22 protein-coding genes are annotated in these 25117 nt (G+C 48.3%); 10 read left to right on the forward strand and 12 right to left on the reverse strand.

Annotation, left to right across the window (positions count from 1 at the left end; translation table 11 throughout):
* Positions 1-1215, reverse strand: coding sequence for a tetratricopeptide repeat protein (locus E5331_RS14060; protein ID WP_123483216.1), 1215 nt, complete (start codon positions 1213-1215; stop codon positions 1-3).
* A 390-nt stretch (positions 1216-1605) separates the two neighbouring features.
* On the opposite strand from E5331_RS14060, the gene E5331_RS14065 reads away from it, so the two are divergent.
* Genes E5331_RS14065 through E5331_RS14075 form a run of 3 tightly spaced genes read left to right on the forward strand, consistent with a single transcriptional unit; the run spans position 1606 to position 2550 of the window.
* Entirely contained in the window at positions 1606-1845 is a 240-nt protein-coding gene (locus tag E5331_RS14065; protein ID WP_123483215.1) for a DUF3791 domain-containing protein, read from the forward strand.
* The gene (locus E5331_RS14070; RefSeq protein WP_123483214.1) at positions 1842-2318 is read left to right on the forward strand and encodes a DUF3990 domain-containing protein; all 477 of its coding nucleotides are present in this window, start codon (positions 1842-1844) and stop codon (positions 2316-2318) included. The genes E5331_RS14065 and E5331_RS14070 overlap by 4 nt, the downstream gene beginning before the upstream one ends.
* 1 nt (position 2319) lies before the next feature.
* Positions 2320-2550: a hypothetical protein gene (locus E5331_RS14075; protein WP_123483213.1), complete on the forward strand. Its 231-nt coding sequence runs from the start codon at positions 2320-2322 to the stop codon at positions 2548-2550.
* A gap of 10 nt (positions 2551-2560) precedes the next feature.
* Here the strand turns inward: E5331_RS14075 and E5331_RS14080 are convergent, their stop codons facing one another.
* The 7 genes from E5331_RS14080 to E5331_RS14110 form a co-directional block, all read right to left on the reverse strand.
* Positions 2561-4669, reverse strand: coding sequence for an ATP-dependent helicase (locus E5331_RS14080; RefSeq protein ID WP_123483212.1), 2109 nt, complete (start codon positions 4667-4669; stop codon positions 2561-2563).
* On the reverse strand, positions 4659-5138 hold the full coding sequence (ispF, locus tag E5331_RS14085) for a 2-C-methyl-D-erythritol 2,4-cyclodiphosphate synthase (protein ID WP_275441227.1): 480 nt from the start codon (positions 5136-5138) through the stop codon (positions 4659-4661). The genes E5331_RS14080 and ispF overlap by 11 nt, the downstream gene beginning before the upstream one ends.
* Before the next feature lie 185 nt (positions 5139-5323).
* Positions 5324-6547 carry a type IX secretion system outer membrane channel protein PorV gene (porV, locus tag E5331_RS14090; protein WP_123483210.1) on the reverse strand — a complete coding sequence of 408 codons (1224 nt, stop codon included), beginning with the start codon at positions 6545-6547 and terminating at the stop codon, positions 5324-5326.
* A gap of 9 nt (positions 6548-6556) precedes the next feature.
* Positions 6557-7162, reverse strand: coding sequence for a fumarylacetoacetate hydrolase family protein (locus tag E5331_RS14095; protein WP_123483209.1), 606 nt, complete (start codon positions 7160-7162; stop codon positions 6557-6559).
* Positions 7162-7797, reverse strand: a complete 636-nt coding sequence (locus tag E5331_RS14100; protein ID WP_123483208.1) for a redox-sensing transcriptional repressor Rex — start codon at positions 7795-7797, stop codon at positions 7162-7164. Before E5331_RS14100 ends, E5331_RS14095 begins: the two co-directional genes overlap by 1 nt.
* A 23-nt stretch (positions 7798-7820) precedes the next feature.
* A complete protein-coding gene (gene porU / locus E5331_RS14105; RefSeq protein ID WP_123483207.1) occupies positions 7821-11150 on the reverse strand; it encodes a type IX secretion system sortase PorU in 3330 nt (1109 codons plus the stop codon).
* A 183-nt stretch (positions 11151-11333) separates the two neighbouring features.
* A complete protein-coding gene (locus tag E5331_RS14110; protein WP_168355244.1) occupies positions 11334-12113 on the reverse strand; it encodes a glycoside hydrolase family 25 protein in 780 nt (259 codons plus the stop codon).
* A gap of 228 nt (positions 12114-12341) precedes the next feature.
* Here E5331_RS14110 and E5331_RS14115 point away from each other — a divergent pair, with 228 nt between their 5' ends.
* From E5331_RS14115 to E5331_RS14130, 4 genes are read left to right on the forward strand one after another with little or no spacing between them, the layout of a single operon-like run.
* Positions 12342-12989 carry a CvpA family protein gene (locus E5331_RS14115; RefSeq protein WP_123483205.1) on the forward strand — a complete coding sequence of 216 codons (648 nt, stop codon included), beginning with the start codon at positions 12342-12344 and terminating at the stop codon, positions 12987-12989.
* Entirely contained in the window at positions 12982-13749 is a 768-nt protein-coding gene (sufC, locus tag E5331_RS14120; RefSeq protein WP_123483204.1) for a Fe-S cluster assembly ATPase SufC, read from the forward strand. The genes E5331_RS14115 and sufC overlap by 8 nt, the downstream gene beginning before the upstream one ends.
* A gap of 4 nt (positions 13750-13753) precedes the next feature.
* Positions 13754-15112 carry a Fe-S cluster assembly protein SufD gene (gene sufD, locus E5331_RS14125; RefSeq protein WP_123483203.1) on the forward strand — a complete coding sequence of 453 codons (1359 nt, stop codon included), beginning with the start codon at positions 13754-13756 and terminating at the stop codon, positions 15110-15112.
* A gap of 3 nt (positions 15113-15115) precedes the next feature.
* Complete coding sequence (locus E5331_RS14130) at positions 15116-16336, forward strand: aminotransferase class V-fold PLP-dependent enzyme (protein ID WP_123483202.1); 1221 nt, start codon at positions 15116-15118, stop codon at positions 16334-16336.
* Positions 16337-16480: 144 nt separating this feature from the next.
* Here E5331_RS14130 and lgt read toward each other — a convergent pair whose 3' ends face one another.
* The 3 genes from lgt to pta form a co-directional block, all read right to left on the reverse strand.
* Positions 16481-17359 carry a prolipoprotein diacylglyceryl transferase gene (lgt, locus tag E5331_RS14135; protein ID WP_123483252.1) on the reverse strand — a complete coding sequence of 293 codons (879 nt, stop codon included), beginning with the start codon at positions 17357-17359 and terminating at the stop codon, positions 16481-16483.
* A gap of 102 nt (positions 17360-17461) precedes the next feature.
* The gene (locus E5331_RS14140) at positions 17462-18655 is read right to left on the reverse strand and encodes an acetate/propionate family kinase (RefSeq protein WP_123483201.1); all 1194 of its coding nucleotides are present in this window, start codon (positions 18653-18655) and stop codon (positions 17462-17464) included.
* Between the two features lie 23 nt (positions 18656-18678).
* Complete coding sequence (gene pta, locus E5331_RS14145) at positions 18679-19692, reverse strand: phosphate acetyltransferase (protein ID WP_123483200.1); 1014 nt, start codon at positions 19690-19692, stop codon at positions 18679-18681.
* 293 nt (positions 19693-19985) lie between these two features.
* On the opposite strand from pta, the gene E5331_RS14150 reads away from it, so the two are divergent.
* Positions 19986-21893 carry an LptF/LptG family permease gene (locus E5331_RS14150; RefSeq protein ID WP_169477636.1) on the forward strand — a complete coding sequence of 636 codons (1908 nt, stop codon included), beginning with the start codon at positions 19986-19988 and terminating at the stop codon, positions 21891-21893.
* 193 nt (positions 21894-22086) lie between these two features.
* Here E5331_RS14150 and E5331_RS14155 read toward each other — a convergent pair whose 3' ends face one another.
* Positions 22087-22500, reverse strand: coding sequence for a hypothetical protein (locus E5331_RS14155; RefSeq protein ID WP_123483199.1), 414 nt, complete (start codon positions 22498-22500; stop codon positions 22087-22089).
* Positions 22501-22728: 228 nt separating this feature from the next.
* Between E5331_RS14155 and E5331_RS14160 the strand changes: the two genes are divergently transcribed.
* Together E5331_RS14160 and E5331_RS14165 are read left to right on the forward strand one after the other, a co-directional pair.
* Complete coding sequence (locus E5331_RS14160; RefSeq protein ID WP_123483198.1) at positions 22729-24240, forward strand: TlpA family protein disulfide reductase; 1512 nt, start codon at positions 22729-22731, stop codon at positions 24238-24240.
* Between the two features lie 144 nt (positions 24241-24384).
* Positions 24385-25117: hypothetical protein (locus E5331_RS14165; protein WP_136013275.1), on the forward strand; the 733-nt coding region annotated here is incomplete at its 3' end.

Genomic DNA, 25117 nt, shown 5'->3' on the forward strand with positions numbered 1-25117 from the left:
CTAATCGGAAATCTCAGCCTTTACCACCTTGCCGCTGAATATACTTACGTTTACGCGTGTGCCGGTGGGGAGATCCGGATTTATTCTGAATCTATGAGGTTGAATCCATAGATTATTACCGTTGGAGTCGGTTAGTCTCCATGCGGTTACAGGTTTATTGAAACCGGATCCGGTCTTTGTCGGGTCCGGTTTTTTATGATAGGTTTTGGTCATCACCACTGTCGGCAGACCGCTGTAGACCTCCTCATCGGCAAGATGAGCCACCTTCCGGTATATGTGTTCCGGATTATCGGCAATCGTATCATTCGGGATTCTCTGCATTACGGCATTATATTTTGCCGGTAGATGCCAGCCGTTTGATTCATATATGGATTTCACCTGTTGAAGCTCCCATAGTGACTGAGGGAAAGCACCTCTCGACGCGAGAGTCTCGGCAATGGATAACCGTATCTTCCCTTTGAATTGCTCCGGACCTGGGGCGTTGAGTGCGCGGTATAGGATTGCGACGTGCAGATGAGGGTTCTCGGCAGGTGATACGGTTGCGGCAAGTTTGCTCCAGAGGTAGAACTTGCCCGGGGCGAGTAGCAGAGCCTTGCGCAGCAGTTCGGCAGCCTTTGCCGTCTCATTGGCGAGGATATGCAGGGCAGCGCGTTGGCTTAGAAGATTGAAGCTGTCGGGATACGTGTCTACCGCCTTGTCGATTAGGGCAATGAAATTGGGAGAGGGTAGGGTGCGGGTCTCCTCCAACTCATCAACGCAGAGGGTGAGCAGTTTCTCCACGGTGGAACTGAGCGGTTTGTCATCAAGCGATTTTCTGTTCCAGTCGCCGGGACGCAGGTTATCCTGATTCCATAGCTTGAAGAAATTGACGATAGAGAATCTGACGGATTTATCCGACTTATTGTTGTAGACGGCATCCTTTGAATCTTTGTAGAGGTGTATCGCCTCTGTCAGAATCATGGAGTGTAGTTTGTGAGGCACCTTAATCTGCAACTTCAGATAGCGGGCGAGCATCCTTTTCCGAGTATCGATATTTCCGTCATGCGATTGATGCAAGGCATAATATATTATCCAGCCGAAGGGGTAATGGCTTTTGATGGGCATTGAGCCGTTGTCATGAAAAGGAGCCACATGCTCATACACCTTGACAGCATTCCCCGCCTTAGCGGATTCGAAGCCATTGGAAATCATTTTAATCAAGTCGGAGTCGTTCATAGGGAAAATTATTAGGGAAAATTATTTGGGGGGAAATTATTTGGGAACAATCTATATCAAGCAGCATCAAGCGGAATGATTGCTGTTTCGGTCGTTTCAGACGTTTCAGCTGTTTCAGACGTTTCAGCTTTATCGGTCTGTATCGCCTGTATCGGTCTGATACAACCGATACAGACCGATACAGCAGATTCAATATCAGTATTTGACTTTGTAAAGCCATTTCAGCGGAAATAACTCTTCCAAAGACCGGGTTTATTGCAGATTGCGGAAGATTATCTACAATAAATTAAACTATTAACGATGAGGGAGATAAAAAATTGTGTTCTAAAAGTTGGGAAATCTGATATGTTTCGTTATTTTTGCAGATGTAAGTTTTGAAAATGTAGAAATATGTTGCCATATTTAGTCGAATTGACAAGAGAGGAACGTATCCTCGGTTTTGTGGCTACGAGTATAGAGACATTATCCCGTAGGCTCAACCGTCCATATATTGAGGTGTATGCTGCCATGAAGGAATCCGGTGCACTTCAATATATGGTAGATTGCTATGAACCACTCCATACACAAAGTCGTGAATATGTGGATGATTCAATCCTTGAATTTATCCACAATAGAAATATAAGTATATGAAAGTATATCATGGTACATCATTGGTGGTAGCCTCTCCATTATGTCATGTCGGAAGAGACAATCTGGATTTTGGAAAAGGATTTTATGTTACTCCACTGTTGGATCAAGCAAGGTCTTGGGCACAATCTGTGTCAAGAAAAAGAAACGCGGATCCAGTTGTGAATATTTATGAATTTGATAAAGATGGTTATTTATCAGAGGCAAAATATAAATCGTTCCCATGTTACGACACAGAGTGGCTTGACTTTGTTGTAAGATGTCGCAATTTAGATCCGATTGCGAATAAATATGATTATATCGATGGTGGAGTTGCCAATGATAATGTCATTGATACAGTACGTTTGTATGCGTTAGGTTTGATGGATTTGGAAACAGCTTTGAGGAGATTGTCTTATCATAAGCCGAATCATCAGATATGTTTGAAAAATCAAATTCTACTTTTGAAATATCTTAAATTTGAAGGAATAGATTAGTATGGATGATCCTGTGAAATTGCCGGAAGTACAAGACCTTATCTTGGGGAATCAGATAGGTTGTATTGCCTACGAATTATCAAAAAGATTGGATGTGGATCCAATCTTTGCACTGATGTTGTTTTACGAGAGCAAGACATGCCGACAGCTACATGACAAGGCAACCGGTCTGTATCTTTTCAGCGAGAAATATTTGGCTGATGAGTTTGTGCTTGAGAAACAAGGACGGTAGTAATTAGTAGTCATAGGCGCGTGAGGACGTGCGGCAGCAGGTTACGGGTGGAGGCGTTGAACCGTACTTTGTAGGATTTGGCGGAGGCATCGTAGCCTTCGATTACACCTTCCCCAAAAATCTTGTGACTCACACGTGTGCCGTTATCCCATGGTTTCTCCCCGTCTTCACACAACTCCTGATTCAGCATACTGACCAGTCCGGCTGTGCCGGCTTTCAATACAGGGTCAAGTTTACCCTCCACTCTCAGCATGCCTTCCGGCACTTCCGACAGAAAGCGTGATGGGAATTTCAGCGCACCATTCTCATTCATGTAGCCCTCCGATTCGCAGAGCCACAGCATCCGCTCCGCACGCGTAACTGCCACGTACATCAGCCTACGTTCCTCCTCCTCACCATCCTGACGGCGTTCGCGTATCGCACGGTGATTGGGGAAGATACCCTCCGTCAGTCCGATTACAAACACTTCCGGAAACTCCAGACCTTTCGACTGGTGTATCGTCATCATCCTGACACGCTCGGAATCATTCGATCGGTCGGCATTAGTGTATAGGGCAATCTCCTGAAGATATGACGTGAGGTCGGCATCCCCCTCATCGATACGTCCCTCCTCAAACTCCTTCATAGAATTGATGAGTTCGGTGAGATTCTCAAGCCGTTCCTCCTCCTCATCCGTGCGGTAGAGGTCGCCCAATCCGCTCTCCTTTAGAATCCAATCCGTAAGTTCAGACACCGGCATTATCCCAACCCTTGCGCGTGCATCATCAATCAGCTTCAGGAAGTTCCGCAAGGTTGGTTTTGAAAACCGTTTGTCGTCGATATGATTACGTAGGGCAGTCATAAGCGAAGTGTCCTCCTCCTCCGCGATTGCAGAGAGAGCCTTCAGTGAGGCATCACCGAATTTCCTTGCCGGAAGATTGATTATGCGGCGGAATGAGAGGTCGTCGTTGTCAGTGGCGACAATACGGAGGTATGACAGCACATCCTTTATCTCCTTACGTTCGAAGAAACGGACTCCACCCCATACGGAATAGGGGATATGCAGCTTCAGAAGAGATTGCTCAATCTGTCGCGAGAGGAACGAACTGCGGTAGAGAATGGCGAAATCACCATATCCCATACCCTCCTTCACGGCATCGTCAATGCGCGAGGCTATGAACGCAGCCTCCTCCTTATCCGATTTGGCATGGAGATGCACCACCTGCCGCTCATTGAGCTTCACAGTGAAAAGCTCCTTCTTCACGCGGTTGTGGTTATGCTCTATTATATGGTTAGCCACTTCAAGGATATCCGGTGTTGACCGGTAGTTCTCATTAAGGATGATGTCTGTGTGAGCCTTGAAGTCGACGAAAATCTTTGGATTCGCGCCTCTCCATTCGTAGATCGCCTGGTCCGGGTCACCGACCACGAAGAGGTTGCCGTGATTCTCCGTTATGGCGTGCAGCAGTTTCCAGTCATCGCCGGTGCAGTCCTGCACCTCATCGACCATCACATAGTTTATCTTCTCCGTCCAATATTTCCGAGCATCATCGAAATGCTGGAGGATGTATAGAGTGAAATACAGCAGGTCGTCATAATCGAGGGCGAATTGCTTCAGTTGTAGGCGTAGGTATCTCACCGTGGCATCCGGAGCCTCGGATGAGGAGCAGGGGAGCAGATGCTTCTGTATGTACTGCATCGGCTCATAACCCTTGTAGGCAGCCACGCTTTTCAGAAATCTCTCGGCAGTGGTCTTGCGTCGGTCAATGCCAAATTCCTGCATCGCCTGTCTTGCAAGAGCCTTCCCGTCCTCCTCATCGATTATCGTGAAGTTGCGGGGATAGCCTATGCGGTAGATCTCCTTACGAAGGAACTTTGCGCAGAAGCTATGTATTGTGCAGATGAAATCGTTGACGCTGCCACGGTCTACCATCGTGGATATCCTTCGTTTCATCTCCTGCGCAGCCTTGTTGGTAAACGTCAGGCAAAGGATATTCCCCGGACTGATGCCTACCTCATTTGCAAGGAAGGCATACCGATGTGCAAGTACGCGTGTCTTGCCCGAGCCGGCTCCGGCAATGACGCGCACCCGTCCTTCAGTAGCCTCCACGGCCTGTTGTTGTCGCGTGTTAAGGTTCATATATCAAAGCCACGGCAGTGGAGGCGATACCCTCTTTCCTACCGGTGAAACCAAGTTTTTCTGTTGTCGTAGCCTTCACCGACACGGCATCGACAGCCACGTTCATCACGTCGGCGAGGCATTGCCTCATCTCGTCGATGTGCGGCTTGAATTTTGGAGCCTCCGCCATGATTGTCACGTCGACATTCCCGATCTCCCAACCGCGTTCGCGTATCATGCGGCACACCTCTTTCAGAAGCAGTTTGCTGTCCGCACCCTTATACTTGGGATCGGTGTCGGGGAAATGATAACCTATATCTCTAAGAGCGAGTGCCCCGAGAAGGGCATCGCAAAGTGCGTGTATCGCCACGTCGGCATCGCTGTGTCCGAGCAGACCGTGGGTATGGGGCAGTTTTATGCCGCATATCCAGAGTTCTCTGTCTTCCACTAATTTATGTACGTCGTAGCCTTGTCCTATTCTAAACATGATGATTTGATTTACTGAAGTTTCGCAAGCTACACTTCAGTGGTTGATAGTTTATAGTTTAAGGTTTAAGATTCACGGAAATCTACGAATCTTTTCATTATACAAAATGTAATGATAATAAACCATAAACTTTAAACCTTAAACCATTTAAGTGAAGCAAGTTGGCAAACTTGCGAAACTTAAATTATTTATCTTTTTCTTTTCCCGAAGAGATCCTGAATGCCGTCCATGTCGAAGGAGAGGGTGAAGCGCAGGGTCTGGTCGAGGGGTGAACTTTGGGCGGTGGCGAGCATATATGAGGCGTCAAGACGCACCACGTTGAGGGCGAAGCCGGCTCCGAACGTGAAGTAGCTGCGTCCACCTTTCGATTGGTTCTCGTAGTTGTAACCCATACGGGCGAAGAATTGCTGGTTGTAGGCATACTCTCCACCGAAGGATACGTTTATCTCCTTCAATTCCTCACTGAAGCCACCGGGAGCATCGGAGAAACTCTTGAAGATGCCGGTGATGGGCGACATGGTTTCCCATTTCTCAAGAGCCTCCTCATATTCGGTCTGTCCTTCGATTGAATCCATGTCGTAGTCACGTTCGCGCGGACGTGTCGGCACGAGGAGCTTGTTGAGGTCAAGACCTATTGAGAGAGTGTTGTAGTCGGCGAGAGGGAACATGAACTGGGTTCCGAGTCGTAGGTTTGTAGGCAGGAACGCATAGTTTGTGCCGTGGTCATAGCTGACCTTCGTACCGATATTGGAGATGTCGAAGCCCCAAGAGAATTGACATTCGTTCCTGCCGACCATGGGATATGTGACGTAGTATCCGGAAAGGTCAACGGAGAAGGCGTTTGCCGCCGTGTTGCTCTCGCCGGAATAGGAGTCGTCGTAAGCAAGGTCGGAAAGGATGTAGCGCAGCACCACGCCCATGGAGAATTTCTCCGAAAGCTTCCTCGAGTATCCCAAGTCGAGCGCGAACTCGTATGGATTTATGGTCTGTACGGTTGCTCCGGTGGTGCTTTCTCCGACTGTCACCTCGCCCAAAGAGAAATATCTGAAAGATGCGCTCAACGCCTGGTTGTCGCCACTGCCGAGTTTCCAATAGCCGGTGAGGTCGGCGAGGAATATATCATTGACAATCTTGCGCAACCACGGGGTGTAGGATATAGCCGCACCTCCGTTGCTGTAGGCGAATGCGTATTTTGCCGGATTCCAGAACTGGGAGTTGATGTCAGGATCAGTGGCTGCTCCTAAATTACCCATACCGGATCCGCGTGCATCAGGAGTGATGCTCAGAGTGGTTACTCCGGTATTGACCGGATTGAAGTCATTATCCTTAATATCGTTCTTAGCGTATGCCGATATCGAAGAGATGGCAGCCAACGACAGGATAATGAAGCTGAGTCTATTATTTGCGTTCATATCAGAGGATCATTTTACGGGTACAGAGAGAAGAGATGTTTCTCCCGATTTGATTTCCAGCATATCTCCGATGCGCACCTCGACGCTTTCAGAGAGAGAGGGTATTATGATGTCGCCCATCTTCAGGGAGTTGGTCACAGATACGGCAGCCACAATCTCATCGATAGGCATGCGCAGCTTCTCAACCGACCAGGATGCAGCGGACTCTCCATTTTTTAGGAGATTTATCGCTGAGTCGTCGGTGAAATTCTCCACCGGCATGAAATCGCCGATTATCAGCGACCTGTCGAATGAATATGCCCTGTCGGTGGAAAGATTCCTGCGGATCAGTTCCTCCCTGAGAGCCGGAAGCCGGAAATGTATTGCGGGAGCCGCCTCAGAGTAATATCTTTTTGCAAAACGCGGGGATATGGATTTACCGAGCCGGTTCACTTTCAATGCAATCACGAGCCGGGCATCGGCAAAATCCTCCAATTCGGGTATAAAGAATGGTTTCCCGGCATTACAGATGGCGGAGTCAGCCAAGAAATACCAATTGGCATCATTGTTGGCATTGTCAGGCGCATTGTCGGATGCATCTGCGATAAGATTATTTTCAATTACAAAAGTTTTCATCAGATTTCGGCATTAAGACGATTGTAGATAAGGGCGAGGTGGGCGTAGATGGAAGTGTTTGACATTACGATCCCTTCGGCTACCTTCACTCTATATGGCGTGAAATTCCATATTGCGCGTATCCCTTCGCCGATAGCGATGTCGGCAGTGTCTTGAGCGCAATCAGCCGGAACGGTGAGAATACCTATTGTGGCGGGATTGCTCTCCATCACAGTGGCAAGGGAATCAATATGGTATATCGGCACGTCGCCGACCATGTTCCCCACCTTTTTATTGTCGATGTCAAACCCTGCCACGATGTCAAGACCATAGTTCGCAAGTCCGGAATCAAGCATGAGTGCTTTGCCAAGACTTCCCGCACCGAAAATGTAGGCTTTGTGAGAGATCCTGAATCCGAGGAAGTCGGCAAGAGACGAGACGAGGGCGTTCACCTCATATCCGATGCGAGTCTTACCCTTGAGCGAAAGAAAGGAGAGATCTTTCGCAATCTGTGAGGCATCCACGTTAAGAGCTCTTGAAATCTGAGTGGAAGATACGTATTCGATGTCCTGCGCCTTCAATATCTCGACGTATGCAAGATACCAGGGAAGGCGTCGGAGAGTAGGTTCCGGAAGTATGAGATTGTTGATCACCATATTCTTAAAAATTCGATTCAAGATTATTTAGCTGTTACCGCCAGTTTACCGGATTTTGAGATCTCCGCACCGTTATTGGTGGTAATAATCGCCCGGTAGGGATATATGCCACGTTCCACCCTTACGCCGTTGCTGTCGCATAGATTCCATCCGATGATGGACTGTGACGCCGACATAGAGCCGGCTTTCCCGCTCCATATCAGTTTCCCGGCAAGATTAAACACCTCCACCCGACATTCCGTGATGCCGTCGGCGGCATCTGTCTTTACGAAGAAGTTGACATTCGTGGATGCCGGATTAGCATCAGTGTATAGTGCGGTGATCGAGGGGAGCCATGCAGCCGCCACTTTAAAAGATATGGAGGCGGATGAGGAGTTGTTGGCATTGTCCCACACCGTAAGTGTCAGTGTATGTTCGCCCGGATCAAGGGCATTCAGAGGATAGCTAATCTCTCCGGCTGTCGGATCAGACTCATCGGGAGAGAAATAGAGCGACACGTCGTTGAGATAAGTTTTCTTGTCAATGTCAATCGTGATTTTATGTCCGATACCTGCGTCCGATACGTTTATGCCTGAAGGGTCAGACACGAACGCCCTTACTATCGGCGACGGTCCTGTTGTCATACCGTCGGAGAATGATTCGGAGTTAAGGAATAGGGAGGTGATAAGCGGTCCGTCGTTGTCTTCCGGAGCATTCGGATCCATACCGTAGATGAAGAATCTGTCGGTAGAGCCGTTTGCCTCCCTCCCTGCGGCATCATGAGCATATAGCGACAGTAGGGCGGGGCTATAGTTATTCTCAATTTCAGCCGGCATATTTATTACCGTTTCCCATACTCCCCCCGTAGCCTTTGCCTTACTTGTGATAAGGCGGGTCTTGCGGTCGTTATAGGTTATGGGTTTGCCGTCCTTCCCGTTGCCGTTGGTGGTAATAGCCTTCTCAGCGTCATACACCATAAACTGCACCTGTCCGTTGAAATCCTCGATAGTGTTCCCCTCGAAGTCGGTTATGCGTCCCGCCAGACTGACGGATGAACGCGCCGCTATTGTCGGAAGGTTATCGGAGTCGGAAAGGTCGTTGTCATTTATACGGTCAACCACCACTCTGTAGGAGGGTGAGGGTAGACGCATGGCAGGATCACCCATTAAACCATATTTAAGTTTGTTATCCTCATTCTGGATGGCATTTTTCCCTTTAATCATCATGTCGCCTATTCTAAGAGGCATACCGTCGGCATCGCGTTGGAATACGAACTCGGATGTCGCGATGTCAAGCGGACCATTACGGGATATGAGCACGGTTCGGCTCGGACATATCATGCCGATTACACCGGAGTCGGGATTGAGCCACATCATTTCTCCACCGCTCGTCTCGTCGGCATCCCATCTCATAAATTCGCATGTGGCGGCATATAGGAAGGGCAGTTTCGTATGGTTAAGCCCGGTTATGTCGGACCATGTCAGCAGGTTCTCGTGTCCCCAGCTTTTGGGGTTGGCATGACCGATATAGTTCCATAGCATTACCCCCTCGGCGAGTTTGTCAAACATCCGTTGTTTAGCTTCCGGATAGACAGGACCGGTGGCGGAGTACGAGAGTTTATAAGCATCGAGATACAGACGTTCATACAGATAATCCTTTCCGTTGCCGTTGCTCTGCATCGCATCGCATACCATCTCTGCTTGGTCGAGATGCACGCCTTTGTCCTGATCGTCGGCAATCACCATGACGTTGTTGCGCCATGCTCCGAGAGTGGGCTGAAGCACGTATCGTTCCAGCTTGTTGGCTGCCGACAATGCTTCTGTTGCACTCTTCACCGGCATTCTCCCAACAGCCACATCTATTTTTGCATTTATCATGGAAAGACCGGGGTAGTAATCTTCCATCATCCCCACATAGTCATCAGTGGAATAGGATGATGATTCTGTCTCACCTGTTGGAGACTGCCATATCGGCACGCGTGGGTAGCCTGCATTCTTCACGGCAGGTGAGTTCATCTTGTTGTCGTATGTCGGACGACTCATTATCAGACAATAACGTGTAGCCTTCTCACCGGATACCGCAGCTCTGTCAAACCACATCTTCAGCAATTTTCTGAAGGCGGTCACGTCGGGAGTGCCGGATGAGAACTCATTGTATATTGTCTCGGGAGTGACTACAAGCGAGGTCAACCCGTCTGATTTCTCATGAATTGCGGCTATCTTGTCGGCGGCGGCACGATATTCGGAGGGGGTGATTATAAGGAGTCCGGGAGCCGGGAGGGCATGTAGATTCTGGTTGTTCACTTTTCCGGCAGCCGTGGCCTGACGTGTCACTTTCGTCGGATTGAAAGCCACGTACTCCCCATATCCGGCAGGTATTGCGAATGTGGCTTTAGAGCCATTGAGGGTATAGGCAATCTTCAGGGGATTCGCGGGGTCGGTGACGTTCCAGATTACGGTATTGCTGTCGCACCCGTCAACGTTGACCACAGCATTATTATCAGGCGCAAGATAGAAATAAAGCTCATTCTCATGAAGTTTAAGTTCTCGTTGATAGGTTATGCGGATATAGTCGAGTGCCGCAGTGAAAAGAGCTCCCGTATTTGAATATTTTATCTGAAGGTTAAGTTTTTCGCCGCAATCCTCAATCCGTTTTGTAGAGTTGCCGAGTGCAAGGAAAGTCCCTGATGAATTTACCCCCGAAATCTTGTCGGCGGTGGTTGATGGGAGAGTGTTGCCGTTGGCGGAGAAGATAAGGGATGATGATCCGTTGGTCACTTTTGCCCCGAATCTCACGGTCATCATTGCTTCTCCGCTTATTCCGGGCAGGGAGAATTGGAAATTCTGGTTTCTCTGCGCCTTGAAATCCTCACCGAGCATGAGCCTTCCGGAGTTGTAGGGAGCGAGGATATCGCGTTCATGCACCAGGCGTTCGGTGAAATATGGCTCGGCATCGGCAGTAGCCTCTACAGCGGGCATATCGCCCGGAGCAAATGTCTCATTGTCGGAATCACTGATGAAATAGAATGCACGGTCGGAATATGGGTTGAGGGTGTGGGTATAATTTGAGGGGTCATAATTCCATGATATGGTGGAATGACCGAAGAACACTATCCCTTGTGCAGTCCTTATTGCCGGCACCGGTGGGAGGTCGTCGATCATGTCTTCGTCAAGATATTCCGGCAGCATCCGTCCGCCGTAGCCATATACGTTTACCTTTTCCGGATTGGCAAAACCGAGATTTCTGAGCGTGGAATTAGTGATGAGTTGCACCCCCGTCTGCTTCACCTCAATCTTAGCCCACTTCCCGGAAGCCAGCCGTGAGTTTTCGGCATAATGGTCGGGAGAGAGAGGATAGGCGTTCTCAGCCGTCATTATAAGTAGGACTATAAATAGGACTACGACGGCGTAAATCCCTGACAGGATTCTGACGACGGAAAAAATATTATTATTATAGGAAAAAATTGAACGTTTCAAAATAATAAAAGTTGAGGATATGATGCGGTTTTATCACTTCATGAGAAGCATAGACAACTTCATAACGTCAATTAGCCTCTGTTATTGCTTATGAGAGGATTGCTTGTTAGGAGGAGAGTAGGGCCAAAGATCGCCCTGAAGGAATCTTTCCCATTCGTCGTTGTTGCCGCAGAAAGTGTTTAGGTCAACATCTCCGGATATTCCGTTTACTCTTCCGCGATGGTTGAATTGCCAGAAGCTCCATTCTGCGTTGATCGGTGTTTCGGAGAATCCGCATATCCATAGTGGGTATCCCGGGAATGTCTCGGCAAGATATTCGTAATATCCGTCTCGGTTGGTATAGAACATTACCCTATGTCCGAGAAGATTCAGATAGTCCACCATCTCCGAAAGCCGTCTCACGACAGTGGCGGTGGGTATGGAGTCCGGATTACCCGCTTTCTCCACGTCGATGACCAGTCCGAGTTCAGGTTGTCTTTTCCCAACCGTCCTCATGAGGTTCAACGCCTGTTCCACACCATCCTTATCAAAACGGAAGAAATGGTATATTCCGGTCTTCAATCCGGCTTTCTTAGCCTTGTCATAATTCACGCGGAATTTCTTGTCCTTGAAGTCGCCCCCCTCCGTAGCCTTGATGAATACGAATTCAAAACCCTCCTTAGCCACCTTGTTCATATCGATCACTCCGTTATGGGCAGACACGTCGATACCTCTCACGGGATACCTCTCGGGATCGACGTATGGAGGGGATGTCATGAACTGCCGATATGCCCATATCGCAGCGAATACGAGCAACATGCAAACCATCAGGAAGCCGGCGGCAACCAAACGATCTTTCCATGGACGATTTCTAAAAGGCATTTTCATAACACAAATTTAAGTAAAAAAGTCGATAGAAATGACAAGAAGTAGAGAAAATAATAATGGTGAAATCCTCGTTAACATTTTTAAACCATAAAATATCGTCGTAATAAGCCACTAAAACTGAATAAGCCTCTATAAAATGATAGATGATAAAAAATAATGAGGTTTAGACAACTTCAAGATTTTGAATTGTCGGCGAATTGGTATAATTTTGCAGAAGATTAGATGAGTGATGCGAGCTTTCATATCATAGCGATAACCGTCGCCGCAGTAGCCATAATAAAGGGCTTTAGCAGCGGGTTTACAAGACAGGTTTCAGGCGTGCTGGGTTTTGCATTCGGCACCGTCTGCGCACACGTGTTTGATTCACAGGTGGAAGAGATCCTGCGTATGTTGTTGCCATGGTTGCGCCGGAGTGTTGGCGGGGCATTTATCTACAGCGTGGTTTCATCTGCAATCATATACTCTGTGGTCTTCACGTTGTTCCGCAGCTTTACGAGAGTGTTGAGGAGCGCGATGCAGGTTTTCTATGTGGGAATGCTCGATAAACTTCTTGGCGCGGGTTTCTGCCTGATGAAGTATATGCTTGGGTTGTCGATTGTCTATAACCTCATACTATGTGTGGATCCGACGTCGCGCCTTATGAAATATGCCACTGCCCGGGATGGCAACATCGTGGAAGTGGTCATGATGTTGGCACCGGGGCTCCTCGGCTGCCATAGCTATGAGGATCTCTCTCATCTCATCCAGCTGAGAGAAGCTAAGAAAATAAGCTGCAACATAAACAATGCTTCGGATGTTATAGAAGATAAGGGCTTCAAGAGTCATTGCACTTACGTTTCCGAAGCCGAAATATATAAAGACGATGCTTAAAGTAAACAATCTGCGAGCCGAAATCAACGGCAAAGAAATATTGAAGGGTATCAACCTGGAGGTGCGTCCCGGAGAGGTGCACGCGATAATGGGACCCAATGGGTCGGGTAAATCCACGCTCTCAATGGTGCTTGCCGGCAATCCGGCGTATGAGGTGACTGGGGGCACGGCAGAGTTCTATGGCAAGGATCTTCTGGCTATGCCGCCTGAAGTGAGGAGTCATGAGGGTCTGTTTCTCGGATTCCAGTATCCGGTGGAGATTCCCGGTGTGTCGATGGTCAACTTCATGCGTGCGGCAGTCAATGCTAAGAGGGAATATTTCGGAGAGCCGCCCATGAGTGCGACCGACTTCCTGAAGATGATGCGCGAGAAACGTGCCATTGTCGAACTTGACAACAAACTCGCCTCCCGCTCGGTCAACGAGGGTTTTTCCGGTGGTGAGAAGAAAAGGAATGAGATTTTTCAGATGGCTGTGCTTGAGCCTAAACTCTCGATACTCGATGAGACAGACTCCGGTCTTGACATAGATGCGCTCAGAGTGGTGGCAGAGGGCGTCAACAAACTTAAATCCGACAATAATGCCACGATCGTGATCACCCACTATCAGCGACTCCTTGACTATATAAAGCCGGAATTCATCCATATCCTCTATAAGGGGCGTATCGTCATGACCGGCGGTCCGGAACTTGCCCTGGAGCTTGAGGAGCGTGGATATGATTGGATTAAGCAGCAGGTAGACAATGAGGAGGTGAAAGGTTAAGACTATGAGTGCGCTTCAACAATATATAGATCTTTTCCGGGAGCACAGGGATCTGGTGGATTCCGGCAGTGCGCACGTGATGAACGCGATGCGTAATCCTGCACTCGCATCACTTGAAAACATGCAGTTGCCGAAAAAGGGGAGTGAGAATTACGAGACCACGGATCTGGAGACGATTCTCGCGCCTGACTACGGCGTGAATATAGCCCGCGTAAGTATAGACGTCAATCCCGGAGCGACGTTTCATTGCGGGGTGCCCAATCTGTCGACGTCGTTGTTCTTTATGGTCAACGATATTTATGGAGAGGCGGAGCGTGCGAGAAACGGTCTGCCTGAGGGTGCATATATCGGGAGCCTGCGTCGTTTTGCCATAGAGCATCCGGAGATTTCCGCACGCTATTATGGCAAATGTGCCGATCTGTCGAATCCCATCGTGGCTCTTGACACACTTCTTGCCCAGGATGGCATTGTGATCTGGGTGAAGCAGGGAGTGAAGGTTGAGAAGCCTATACAGATTGTGAATATCCTGCAGAACGGTGCTCCGCTCATGGCTGTGAGAAGGGTGCTTATAATTGCCGAGGAGGATGCAGAGGTGAAGGTGCTGACGTGCGACCACACCCAGAATCCGGATATGGATTTTCTCGCGTTGCAGACGATAGAGATATTTGCCGAAAAGTGTGCAAAGGTAGATTATTATGACCTTGAGGAGAGCACAGAGCGCACGTCTCGTCTGTCGTCGCTCTATCTCCGTCAGGAGGAGGGGAGCGAGGTGATGATCGACGGATTGACCCTTTACAACGGCAGCACCCGCAACGAATACCATTGTGCGTTTGAGGGTGAGCATTGCTCTCTGCGTCTTTACGGCATGGGCATTGAGGATCGCGACCGTCATCTCGACACGTATTCGCGTGTGGAGCACAAGAAGGGTCATTGCAAAACAGATGAGCTTTTCAAATATGTGCTTGACGATAATGCCGTCGGAGCATTTACGGGTCTGATAAAGGTGGAGCAGGGGGCTGACAAGACGGAGGCTTACCAGAACAACCGCAACATAGTGGGTAGCGACACCGCGAGGATGTATTCCAAGCCTCAGCTGGAGATTTATGACGACGACGTGAAATGCAGCCACGGTACGGCTATCGGTCAGCTTGACGAGATGCAGGTGTTCTATATGCGCACACGCGGTTTGTCGGAACAGACTGCCAAATTCCTGCTTAAACAGGCATTTATGTCAGACATAATCGAAGGGGTTAGCCTCCCCGGACTAAAGGAACGTCTTCATCTTTTAGTGGAGAGACGTTTCTCTGGAGTCGCCTCGAGTTGCGCGGCTTGCAATTCCGCCTGTGGCACAACTACAGAATGAATCATGGAGAATATCGACGTAAATAAGATAAGGGAGGAATTTCCGATACTTTCGCGAGAGGTGGCGGGGAAGCCGATGGTCTATCTTGACAATACCGCCACGTCGCAGACACCGATGCGCGTGGTGGATGAGATAACACGTATCTACACCAGGACTAAGGCAAACGTGCATCGCGGCGTCCACACGTTGTCGCAGGAGATGACTGATCTTCAGGAGTCTGCCCGCGAGAGGATACGCAGGTATATCAATGCTGATTCGATAGAGGAGGTGATATTCACCCGAGGCACTACGGAAGGGATAAATCTTGTGGCGTCATCTTTCGGTAGCCGTTTCCATAAGGGGGATGAGATCATCCTGACCGTCATGGAGCATCATGCGAATATCGTCCCGTGGCAGCTGCTTTCTGACCGCACTGGAGTGGTGATACGCGTGGTAGATATAAATGAGAGGGGAGAACTTGACCTTGAACAATATCGTAGTCTTTTCAACGAGCGTACGGTCATGGCGTCGTTCTGTCATGTGAGCAATGTGCTCGGCACTGTCAATCCGGTCAAGGATATGATTGCGTTCGCTCATTCGAAGAGTGTGCCAGTGCTTGTCGACGGTGCGCAGGCTTCGCCTCATCTCCGCATTGATGTGGCGGATCTCGACTGCGATTTCTACGTGTTCTCATCGCATAAGATGTATGGACCGACAGGTGTGGGAGTCCTTTATGGCAAGCGCAAATGGCTTGAGGAGATGCCTCCGTATCAGGGTGGCGGCGAGATGATAGGTAAGGTGACTTTTGCCCACACCACATACGCTGACCTTCCGTTTAAATTTGAGGCAGGCACTCCCGATTTTGTGGGTATAGCTGCATTCTCCAAGGCAATTGACTTTATTGAGGAGATAGGCATGGAGCGTATTGCCGCGCATGAGCATGAGCTTATGGAATATACCCAGCAGGAGATGACAAAGATTCCGGGTATAAGGATATTCGGCACGGCGGAGCATAAGAGTGCGGTGATATCGTTCCTTATCGGCACGGATCATCCGTATGACCTCGGACTTCTTCTCGACAAGCAGGGCGTGGAGGTGCGCACCGGGCACCATTGCGCTATGCCGCTTATGGATCGGCTCGGAATACCGGGAACGGTACGCGCCTCATTTGCCATCTACAACACGAAAGAGGATGCGGATGCCTTCCTAAAGGCATTGAGACGGGCGGCGGCAATCCTCGGCTGAGCACCCGGCAGGAATAACGATTTTGACGATACTGTCAATACTGTCAATAATGACTTTATTGACAATATTGACAGTAATGACAATAATAACGAAAATGACGATAATGTAAGTACTTACATTATCGTCATTTTCGTTTAAGGTCGGTTATTGCTTGCGGTATCTTCCGTAGGCAGGGCGTTCTGCCTCGATTTCCTCGGCAAATTTGTTGGGGAAGGTCCAGTGCTGGCGTGGATGAGACATCGCCCAGATGACCAGTCCGATGCCAAGCAGTATGAACGGGATGCTGAGCAATTGTCCCATGTTTATGCCGTAGGTGGCAATCATCTCATATTCGGAAGCCACCTGCACGTTCTTTATATATTCGATAAGGAAGCGGGGAAGGAAGATTCCGATGAAGAAGATTCCCGTGATGAGATATGGTCTTTCCTCTGCATTCTTCTTCCAATACATCCACATGAGCAGGCAGAACAGAAGCAGATAGCATAGAGCCTCATATATCTGAGTGGGATGCTTAGGCACGGTCTCACCGTCGCGAAGGAAGATGAATCCCCAAGGCAAGTCGGTCGGTCCGCCATATATCTCGCTGTTCATCAGATTGCCGAAGCGAATCAGAGACGCCACCAATGCCACCGGAATCACAAGCTTGTCAAAGGTCCATGATGCCGGTTTCTTCGAGACGAAGAAAGAGAACAGGAATACGGCAATGATGTTGGCGATAGTGCCGCCGTGAGAAGCAAGACCTCCATTCCAGATCTTGAAGATTTCGGCAGGGTGTTGGGAATAGTATCCCCATTCGTAGAAGAATACGTGTCCGAGACGAGAGCCTACGATAGTGGCAACCACGATATAGGCGAGCAATATCCCCAGCCATTTCTCCGGAGCACCCTCATGCCTAAACATTTTTGCCATTATGTTGTAGCCGAGAATGAATCCAACGGCAAAAGCGAGACCATACCATCTGACGGATATCGGTCCGAGACTGAACAGGATAGGATCAGCGTTCCAAGTAATAAAGTCGAGCATATAATGGAAAAGACGCATTAAAAATGAAAAGCCGCGTCGGAGAATAAACGTCCGGACGCGGCTCTTTATTGTAGTGGATGGATTGAAGTTGTCAAAACTTCATTATTTCACGATGGCGGCAGTGTCTTCCGCAATCATCATCTCCTCATCGGTAGGGATGACCACTACGTGCACCTTGGAATCCGCACCGGAGATTTCGATCTCCTCGCCACGGGTCTTGTTTGCCTCAGCATTGAAAGTGACGCCCATATATTCAAGTTTCTTGCAGATACGTTCGCGTGTGCCTGTCTGGTTCTCGCCAACACCACCTGTGAATACAATCACGTCGACACCACCGAGCACGGCTGTGTATGCGCCGATATATTTCAGGATACGGTATTCATACATGTCGAGTGCGAGTTTGGCTCTCTCATTGCCGTTCTCCACGGCAGCCTCAATGTCGCGCATATCGCTTGAAATCTCTGTCACGCCGGCTACGCCGCTACGCTTGTTGATGAGCTTGCTGACGCCTGCGGCATCCAGACCCTCACACTCCATCATGTAGACGATTGCGCCCGGATCGACGTCGCCTACGCGGGTGCCCATCATCAGACCCTCTGTCGGGGTCAGACCCATAGAGGTGTCAACGCTCTTTCCATCCTGTATTGCAGTGATGCTTGCGCCGTTGCCGATGTGGCATGTGATAATGCGCTGCTTCTCGTAGGGGAGACCCAGGAACTCACATGCGCGACGTGACACGTAGCGGTGGCTTGTACCGTGGAAACCATATCGGCGCACTCCATATTTCTCGTATGCCTCGTAGGGAAGGGCATACATGTATGCCTCTGCCGGCATGGTCTGATGGAATGCAGTGTCGAATACTGCCACCTGCGGCACGTTTGGCATAAGGGATGATACAGCCTCGATGCCTGTGACGTTTGCAGGGTTGTGGAGGGGAGCCACAGGATAGCACTCTTTCACCCTCTCGATAACTTCGGGAGTGATGAGCACTGACTTATTGAAATACTCCATGCCATGCACCACACGATGACCTACTGCCTCGATTTCGTCAAAGCTCTTGATCACACCCTCTTTCGGGTCGGTCAGTATATTGAGCACGTTCTTGACAGCCTCCTTTGCAGTGGGCATATCGACGGTGATGATCTCCTTCGAGCCGTCAGGACGTTTGAACTTCAGGAAAGAGTCGGGGAGTCCGATTTTCTCCACGCCACCCTCGGCGAGAACTTTCTTGGAGTCTGATTCGATAAGTTTGTATTTCACGCTGCTGCTGCCGCAGTTGAGCACAAGTATTTTCATTTCAGAATGAAGTTAAGTGTTGATTAAAGATTTTTGTCGCCGATTGCCTGGTTGCAGGTTACGATTATAGTATTTACGATATCGTCTACTGTAGCACCGCGGGAGAGGTCGTTGACGGGAGCTGCAAGACCTTGGAGGATAGGACCTACGGCGCCTGCACCGGAAAGACGCTGCACGAGCTTGTACGCGATGTTGCCTGTCTCGAGCGAGGGGAAGATGAGGGTGTTTGCCCTACCTGCCACTTTGCTGTCGGGAGCCTTCAGTGCGCCTACGGAGGGCACGATTGCAGCGTCGCTCTGCATCTCGCCGTCAATCACGAGAGAAGGATCCTTGACGCGTGCGATCTCAGTTGCCTCACGCACCTTGTCTACGCGCTCATGGCTTGCGGAGCCGCGTGTGGAGAAGCTGAGCATAGCCACGACGGGATCAAGACCTGCAATATCCTTTGTGGTCTTTGCTGTGGCAATTGCGATTTCAGCGAGTTCCTCTTTTGTGGGGTCAGGCACTACGGCGCAGTCTGCGAATACGAGCATACCGTTGTCGCCATACTGGCAACCCTCCGGTAGAAGCATGATGAACGCACCGCTCACCACGGAGATGCCAGGTTTTGTCTTGAGCACCTGGAATGCAGCACGCAGCACGCTTGATGTGGGGCTTAGTGCGCCTGCCACCATTGCATCGGCATCACCTGCCTTGATTAGGAGGCATCCGAGATAAAGGGGATTCTTCACGGTGTAGCGTGCGTCTTCGAGAGTGACGCCCTTCTTTTTTCTCAATTCGCAGAATAGCTCAGCATACTTCTCAGTGAAGGAAGTGTCGTCCGGGTTATGGAACCGGGCTTCCGCTATATGTTTCAGACCGAGTTTCTCAGCTTCGGCGAGGACCTCCTCCTTCTTGCCGAGGAATATTATTTCCGCGATTTTGTCAGCGAGTATTCTTTCGGCTGCCTGTAGAGTGCGTGGTTCCTTTGACTCAGGGAGCACAAGACGCTGGGGATGAAGTTGCGCCTTTTTAGTAAGTCTTTCAAATAATGACATGACTGATATGTAGTTTATAATTATGATTCCGTAATATTACCTTAGAATGGGTCGATATGGTCATGATGCGCTTGCAAAGTGACATCGTGACATACATTGCAAAGTTATAAAAACATTTTCAAAATATATGGTTTTCCGACGTTAAAAAATAGCATGGTATTTTTTTTCGGGAAATAATATGATGAGAAACGTCTTTTTTTTGTAATTTTACAATTCGTTTGTCGCACGACAGCGACCACAACAGAAACAACCATATCCGGCGGCACTGTAATGCAGCCGAATCGACGACTAAAATGAGAATTATAAAGCGACTCTACGGTTTTATATTGAAAAGTTTCCTCCCGCTTTTCGCGATGACCTTCTTCATAGTGCTCTTCATAGTGCTTATGCAGTTTCTCTGGAGATATATCGATGATCTGGTGGGAAAGGGTCTTGAGATGTCGGTCATAGCCGAATTGTTTTTCTATGCTGCGGTTACGATGGTGCCGATGGCATTGCCACTTGCCATATTGCTTGCGAGTCTTATGACTTTTGGCAACTTCGGTGAGAAGTTTGAGCTGACGGCGATGAAGGCGTCGGGGGTATCGTTGCTTCATGCGATGCGTCCGCTGATAGTGCTTATCACGTTTGTGTCGATAGGGGCGTTCTTTTTCCAGAACAACGTATTGCCCACGGCACAGGTGAAGATGTGGACGCTGCTCTTCTCCATGCGTCAGAAATCTCCGGAGGTGGAGATTCCGGAGGGGGTATTTTATGACCAGATCCCAGGCTACAACCTTTTCGTGCAGCATAAGGACCGGGAGACCGGTATGCTCTATAATATGATGATCTATGACGTTAGCCACGGCGGCGACAACTCCACCATACTTCTTGCCGATTCGGGACGCCTGGCATTCACAGCCGATATGCGCTATCTTTATCTGCATCTTTTCCATGGTGAGCAGTTTGAGAATCTGCGTGAGCAGAAGAGTCTGGATAAGAACGTTCCGTTCCGTCGGGAGAATTTCGCCGATAAGGAGGTGCTGATACCCTTCGATGCCAATTTCAACCGACTGGATGAGGGGGGTATGCGCAACCAGTATGTCGGTAAGGATATGAAGGAACTTCGCCACACAATTGATTCCGTAGGTCTGCGTCTTGATTCCACAGGTCAACTGTATGGACGCGAACTCCAGAATACGGCATTCCCGCTGTTGCTCTCCCGCAATGTCATGCGTGAAACCGGAGAGAGGGAGAAGGTGGAGGAGAAGGCTGACACGGCATTGGTGCAGCCCGTAGATGTCGACTCATTGCTGCTCTCGCTGAATCCGTCGATGAGAGGGTCGGTGTTTGATGCTGCCCTCAACATATCGCAGCGTCAGGTGACAGACTATCAGTTTAAATCGATGGTTGTGCATGATGACAAATACACCATCCGCCGACATAAGATAGAGTTGCTGAAGAAATTCACGTTGTCAGTGGCATGCCTCATCTTCTTCTTCATTGGCGCGCCTTTGGGGGCGATTATCCGTAAGGGTGGCTTGGGCACGCCGCTTGTAATATCTGTGCTCCTATTCCTTGTATATTATATAATCGACAATACCGGCTACAAGATGGCACGCGACGGACGTTGGGAGGTATGGGAAGGTATCTGGCTATCTACTTTCATACTCGCACCGTTGGGCATCTACGTGACGTATAAGGCTATGAACGATTCCGCCGTGTTTGACGGCGACCGTTATAAGGCATTCTTCCGCCGACTGATAGGCAGGAAGCAGGAGCGCACTGTGACCAACAAGGAGGTGATCATCAATGATATCTCGATAGCGGAGGCGGTCGCCCGTCTGTCCGGACTTCAGGAGGAGTGCCGACTCTATTGCGAGTCATATCCCGGAGTCGAGAATTATAGCCAATACTGGATGAAAGGTTTCGACGTGAAGCGTCTTGACGTGATAAGCGTCAAACTTGAGGAGACGGTAGACTATATGACTGACTGCCGCGAACCGCTTGCAGTCAACAAACTGATGGATTATCCCGTGATACGCAAGCTCTGGCTCTACCAGCCGGCACGTAGCAAATGGGTAGGACGCATCTTCATGTGCCTCTTCCCGATCGGGCTTCCCATCTATCTCCTCGGCATCAACGCTCAGCGCAACCTTAAGAAAGAGCTCCAGCGCGTAGCGGAGGTTTCGGGTCAGATCCTGGAGATCCTGCAGAAATAGGCTGGATATGGTCGGGAAATAAAAGGAGCCGCTCTCACGAGTGGCTCCTTTTGTTAACAGAAGATTTCTCTTCTGTTATAACTTAAACTTAATGAACAAAAATCTATCTTCTTTCTTTTCACAAATTATAACCATTGAGCTGGGTGTTTTGTTTAAGGGAAGATAAAGTTTAACATTTGTTAAAGTGAGATTTTTAGTTAAGTTCTTGTCTTAGAGCTTCTATCTTGCGCTGAAGATTTTCGGTCTGGCGTTCGATTTTCTCTTTTTCGGATTCCAGTTCGCGCAGTAGCTGACCTTTTTTGATCTTGTCGAAGTTGTCGACGTCGTTGTAGATCTCGTTGAGGGCAGTGCGTATCTTGTCGGCATCCTTGGGGGATAGGGTGTCGAGGGCAGGTATGGCGCGTTTCACTTTTTTCAAAGCCTCAAGTATCGTTGCTACTGATGAGGGGTTGGAGGCTGCGCCCGACATGTCGCGTCGTCTTTTCCAAGCCATGATGGCAGAATACTGTTTCTCAATGGATTTCTCGTAGAAAGATTGCTTCTCCTCGTCGCTTTTTCCGTTGAAATAGTCATCGAGATACAGGGCGATGGTTTCTGTTTTCTTCATAGGTAGTGAATTATAAATTATTCCTGTCTGTCCGGCATCCCGACAGATAGGGCATAACTTCGGGGTGGTTCCGATCCGGATCCGGAGATTGCCTGACAGGTTTTGCAATGTAAAGTTAATAAATCCGAAATATATCTTGAAATTATTTTGGATTTTTCTTTGGAAACTAAGAAAATATGTATAAATTTAGCACAAATATAAATTGTCTTATTTGTAAAACCTATAGTCATGAAAAAACAGTTGTTGTCGTTTGTGCTTTTGATAGTCATTTCATTCGTCGCTTCGTGTAAGACCAAGGAGGAGTACCCTAAGGAAGACCTCAAAATAAAGATAGGAGAAGTTGACCTGACCATTGAGTTGGATTCCGCATATTGGAATGATTATGCGGACGCTTCAGTACGAGTGGAAATCCCCGCTATTTTTTCCATATTTGCCGAAGATAATGTGTATTATCTTAAGAAAATCGATGGTAAACCGGGATTTTTTAAGGGGAAAATACGTACTGACGTTACTTTAAAATTTGGAGTAGCAGTTGTGGAGAATAAGGGTAAAGGCTTTGTGGGTGGTGTTGTTCTGAGACAAGGAAAGCCCCTCAATATCAAGATTACCCCCAAGGATGATAAAGAAATTCCATTTGAGTTTAAAGGAACCGATGAGAATGACACTTTCGATCTTCATGACTGCATACCTTTGCTTAATACATATCTGGTGGATTATCAAGACTTTTGGAATGAATACAGTTCTGGATATCCAGGTTGGAAACAATTGTTAGACTATCAACAAAATACGTTGTGGCCAGAGGTACTTGAAAAATCCTCTCAATCCTGTAAGATAAAACCTTGGGTGCTTAATGACATGAAGATGCTGTTTTCTTCTGCCAATCTTCTGAAACACAAGGAAAATGTTAAAAATTTTTATAACGAGGAAGGAGAGGAACCTCCGGTTGAGGCATATACATTCCTCAACGAGATAGACTATTCGGATATCATGCTGATGCAGATGCCGAGTTACAACATGCTCCGCTCATTCCTTAACCGCTTCCTTGCCCTTGAATCGTTTGGTATCCCGGCGATTGGTGATACAGATATTGAGGAATGGAGGGACAAGGCTCAGACTCAGCTTAAAAAGGTGATTGATAATCCTACGCCGCTCATGCTCGATCTCATGGCAGCGATTTCTTACTTCCGCCAAATAGAAATTGACGGGAAACCTCTGACAGATGTCCAACGTGGAAATATCGCATCATACTATAAGGACGACATAGGCAAACTTGTACTTGAAGCTGACAGTGCCATGCGTAAGACGGATATGCAGAATCTGTATGACAATAAAAGTGGGGAAAGAATAAACTTGGAGGAATACATTGCCGAAAGGTATTCTGGCAAACCTGTTGTGGTTGATTGTTGGGAGTCGTGGTGCGGTCCATGCCTAAGAGCGATATTAGAATTGCGCGAGCGCAAGCTGCATGAGAAATATCCTGATGTGGTGTTCCTCTATGTGTGTTCAACAAGCTCAGAAGAACGTGCTCTAAGGAAATATATCCCTATGATTCATGGAGAGCATCTGAAGATAGACAGGAAGACCACAGGGGCAGATTTGTACGACCAATACGAAAAGACAGGAGTTCCCTTCTACATCTTTTTCAACAGTGACCACAAAATTGTAGATAAGATGGTAGGCTTTCCCGGAGCTGAGCGTTACGAAGCTCTTCTGAAGCAAATTTCATCGGCACAAAGCTAACCGCTAACATTCTTACATCGTATTTGAATTATTTAAAACTCTATTAAAATAGAAAAAATCAGGCAGTACATTCAATAATTATTAACACTCTCAGTCATGAAAAATAATATGTTATCTGTGTTGATCCTAACTATAGTTATATCAATGCTGTTCTCTGTCTCATGCTTCTGTATGAATGATTATGGCATTGAAAATCTCAGGGTGAAGATAGGAGAGATTGAACTTACTGTCGAGTTAGATTCGGCATATTTGAATGATTTTGCGAATGCCTCTGTTTATGTAGTGTTGCCTCAGGTTTTTTCCAACTTTGGTGATGATGATGTACAGTATCTCAAGAAAGTTGAAGGAAAACCGGGATCTTATGCCGGAAAGATACGCACAGATGTCACTTCAAAGTTTGGAGTTGTGGTAGTGGACAAGAATGGCTATCTCTTAACTGCAAGATTGGCCTTGCGTCAAGGGAAGCCTTTGAATCTCAAGATGTCTCCAAAGAATGATCCTGAGCTTCCTATTGAGTATAAGGGAGTTGATGAGGAGGATATAGTTGACATCAATGATGGAAAGCCGTTTCTATATACAAATCATCCGATGTATCAGACCACCCCCCTTGTCCCCGGTACAGAATATCCGGGTTGGAATGCTTTGGTGGATTATCAACAGAATACCTTGTGGTCGTCGATGGTTGAGGCTGCCTCCAAATCATGTGATATAAAACCTTGGGTGCTTAACAGTATGAAGATGCTCTTCAGCTCAGGTTGGCTTCTGCAACATAAGGAGACAGTGAAAAAATTTTATAAAGTGGAAGGAGAGGAACCTCCTGTTGAGGCATATACATTCCTCAACGAGATAGACTATTCGGATATCATGCTGATGCAGA

This window comes from Lepagella muris (assembly GCF_004793975.1).
Lineage (GTDB): Bacteria > Bacteroidota > Bacteroidia > Bacteroidales > Muribaculaceae > Lepagella > Lepagella muris.

Excerpts from the sequence above, each read along its gene's own strand:
- E5331_RS14060 (WP_123483216.1), bottom strand. The coding sequence starts at position 1,215 with ATGAACGACTCCGACTTGATTAAAATGATTTCCAATGGCTTCGAATCC.
- E5331_RS14065 (WP_123483215.1), top strand. The coding sequence starts at position 1,606 with ATGTTGCCATATTTAGTCGAATTGACAAGAGAGGAACGTATCCTCGGT.
- E5331_RS14070 (WP_123483214.1), top strand. The coding sequence starts at position 1,842 with ATGAAAGTATATCATGGTACATCATTGGTGGTAGCCTCTCCATTATGT.
- E5331_RS14075 (WP_123483213.1), top strand. The coding sequence starts at position 2,320 with ATGGATGATCCTGTGAAATTGCCGGAAGTACAAGACCTTATCTTGGGG.
- E5331_RS14080 (WP_123483212.1), bottom strand. The coding sequence starts at position 4,669 with ATGAACCTTAACACGCGACAACAACAGGCCGTGGAGGCTACTGAAGGA.
- porV (WP_123483210.1), bottom strand. The coding sequence starts at position 6,547 with ATGAACGCAAATAATAGACTCAGCTTCATTATCCTGTCGTTGGCTGCC.
- E5331_RS14095 (WP_123483209.1), bottom strand. The coding sequence starts at position 7,162 with ATGAAAACTTTTGTAATTGAAAATAATCTTATCGCAGATGCATCCGAC.
- E5331_RS14100 (WP_123483208.1), bottom strand. The coding sequence starts at position 7,797 with ATGGTGATCAACAATCTCATACTTCCGGAACCTACTCTCCGACGCCTT.
- porU (WP_123483207.1), bottom strand. The coding sequence starts at position 11,150 with ATGACGGCTGAGAACGCCTATCCTCTCTCTCCCGACCATTATGCCGAA.
- E5331_RS14110 (WP_168355244.1), bottom strand. The coding sequence starts at position 12,113 with ATGCCTTTTAGAAATCGTCCATGGAAAGATCGTTTGGTTGCCGCCGGC.
- E5331_RS14115 (WP_123483205.1), top strand. The coding sequence starts at position 12,342 with ATGAGTGATGCGAGCTTTCATATCATAGCGATAACCGTCGCCGCAGTA.
- sufC (WP_123483204.1), top strand. The coding sequence starts at position 12,982 with ATGCTTAAAGTAAACAATCTGCGAGCCGAAATCAACGGCAAAGAAATA.
- sufD (WP_123483203.1), top strand. The coding sequence starts at position 13,754 with ATGAGTGCGCTTCAACAATATATAGATCTTTTCCGGGAGCACAGGGAT.
- E5331_RS14130 (WP_123483202.1), top strand. The coding sequence starts at position 15,116 with ATGGAGAATATCGACGTAAATAAGATAAGGGAGGAATTTCCGATACTT.
- lgt (WP_123483252.1), bottom strand. The coding sequence starts at position 17,359 with ATGCTCGACTTTATTACTTGGAACGCTGATCCTATCCTGTTCAGTCTC.
- E5331_RS14140 (WP_123483201.1), bottom strand. The coding sequence starts at position 18,655 with ATGAAAATACTTGTGCTCAACTGCGGCAGCAGCAGCGTGAAATACAAA.
- pta (WP_123483200.1), bottom strand. The coding sequence starts at position 19,692 with ATGTCATTATTTGAAAGACTTACTAAAAAGGCGCAACTTCATCCCCAG.
- E5331_RS14150 (WP_169477636.1), top strand. The coding sequence starts at position 19,986 with ATGAGAATTATAAAGCGACTCTACGGTTTTATATTGAAAAGTTTCCTC.
- E5331_RS14155 (WP_123483199.1), bottom strand. The coding sequence starts at position 22,500 with ATGAAGAAAACAGAAACCATCGCCCTGTATCTCGATGACTATTTCAAC.
- E5331_RS14160 (WP_123483198.1), top strand. The coding sequence starts at position 22,729 with ATGAAAAAACAGTTGTTGTCGTTTGTGCTTTTGATAGTCATTTCATTC.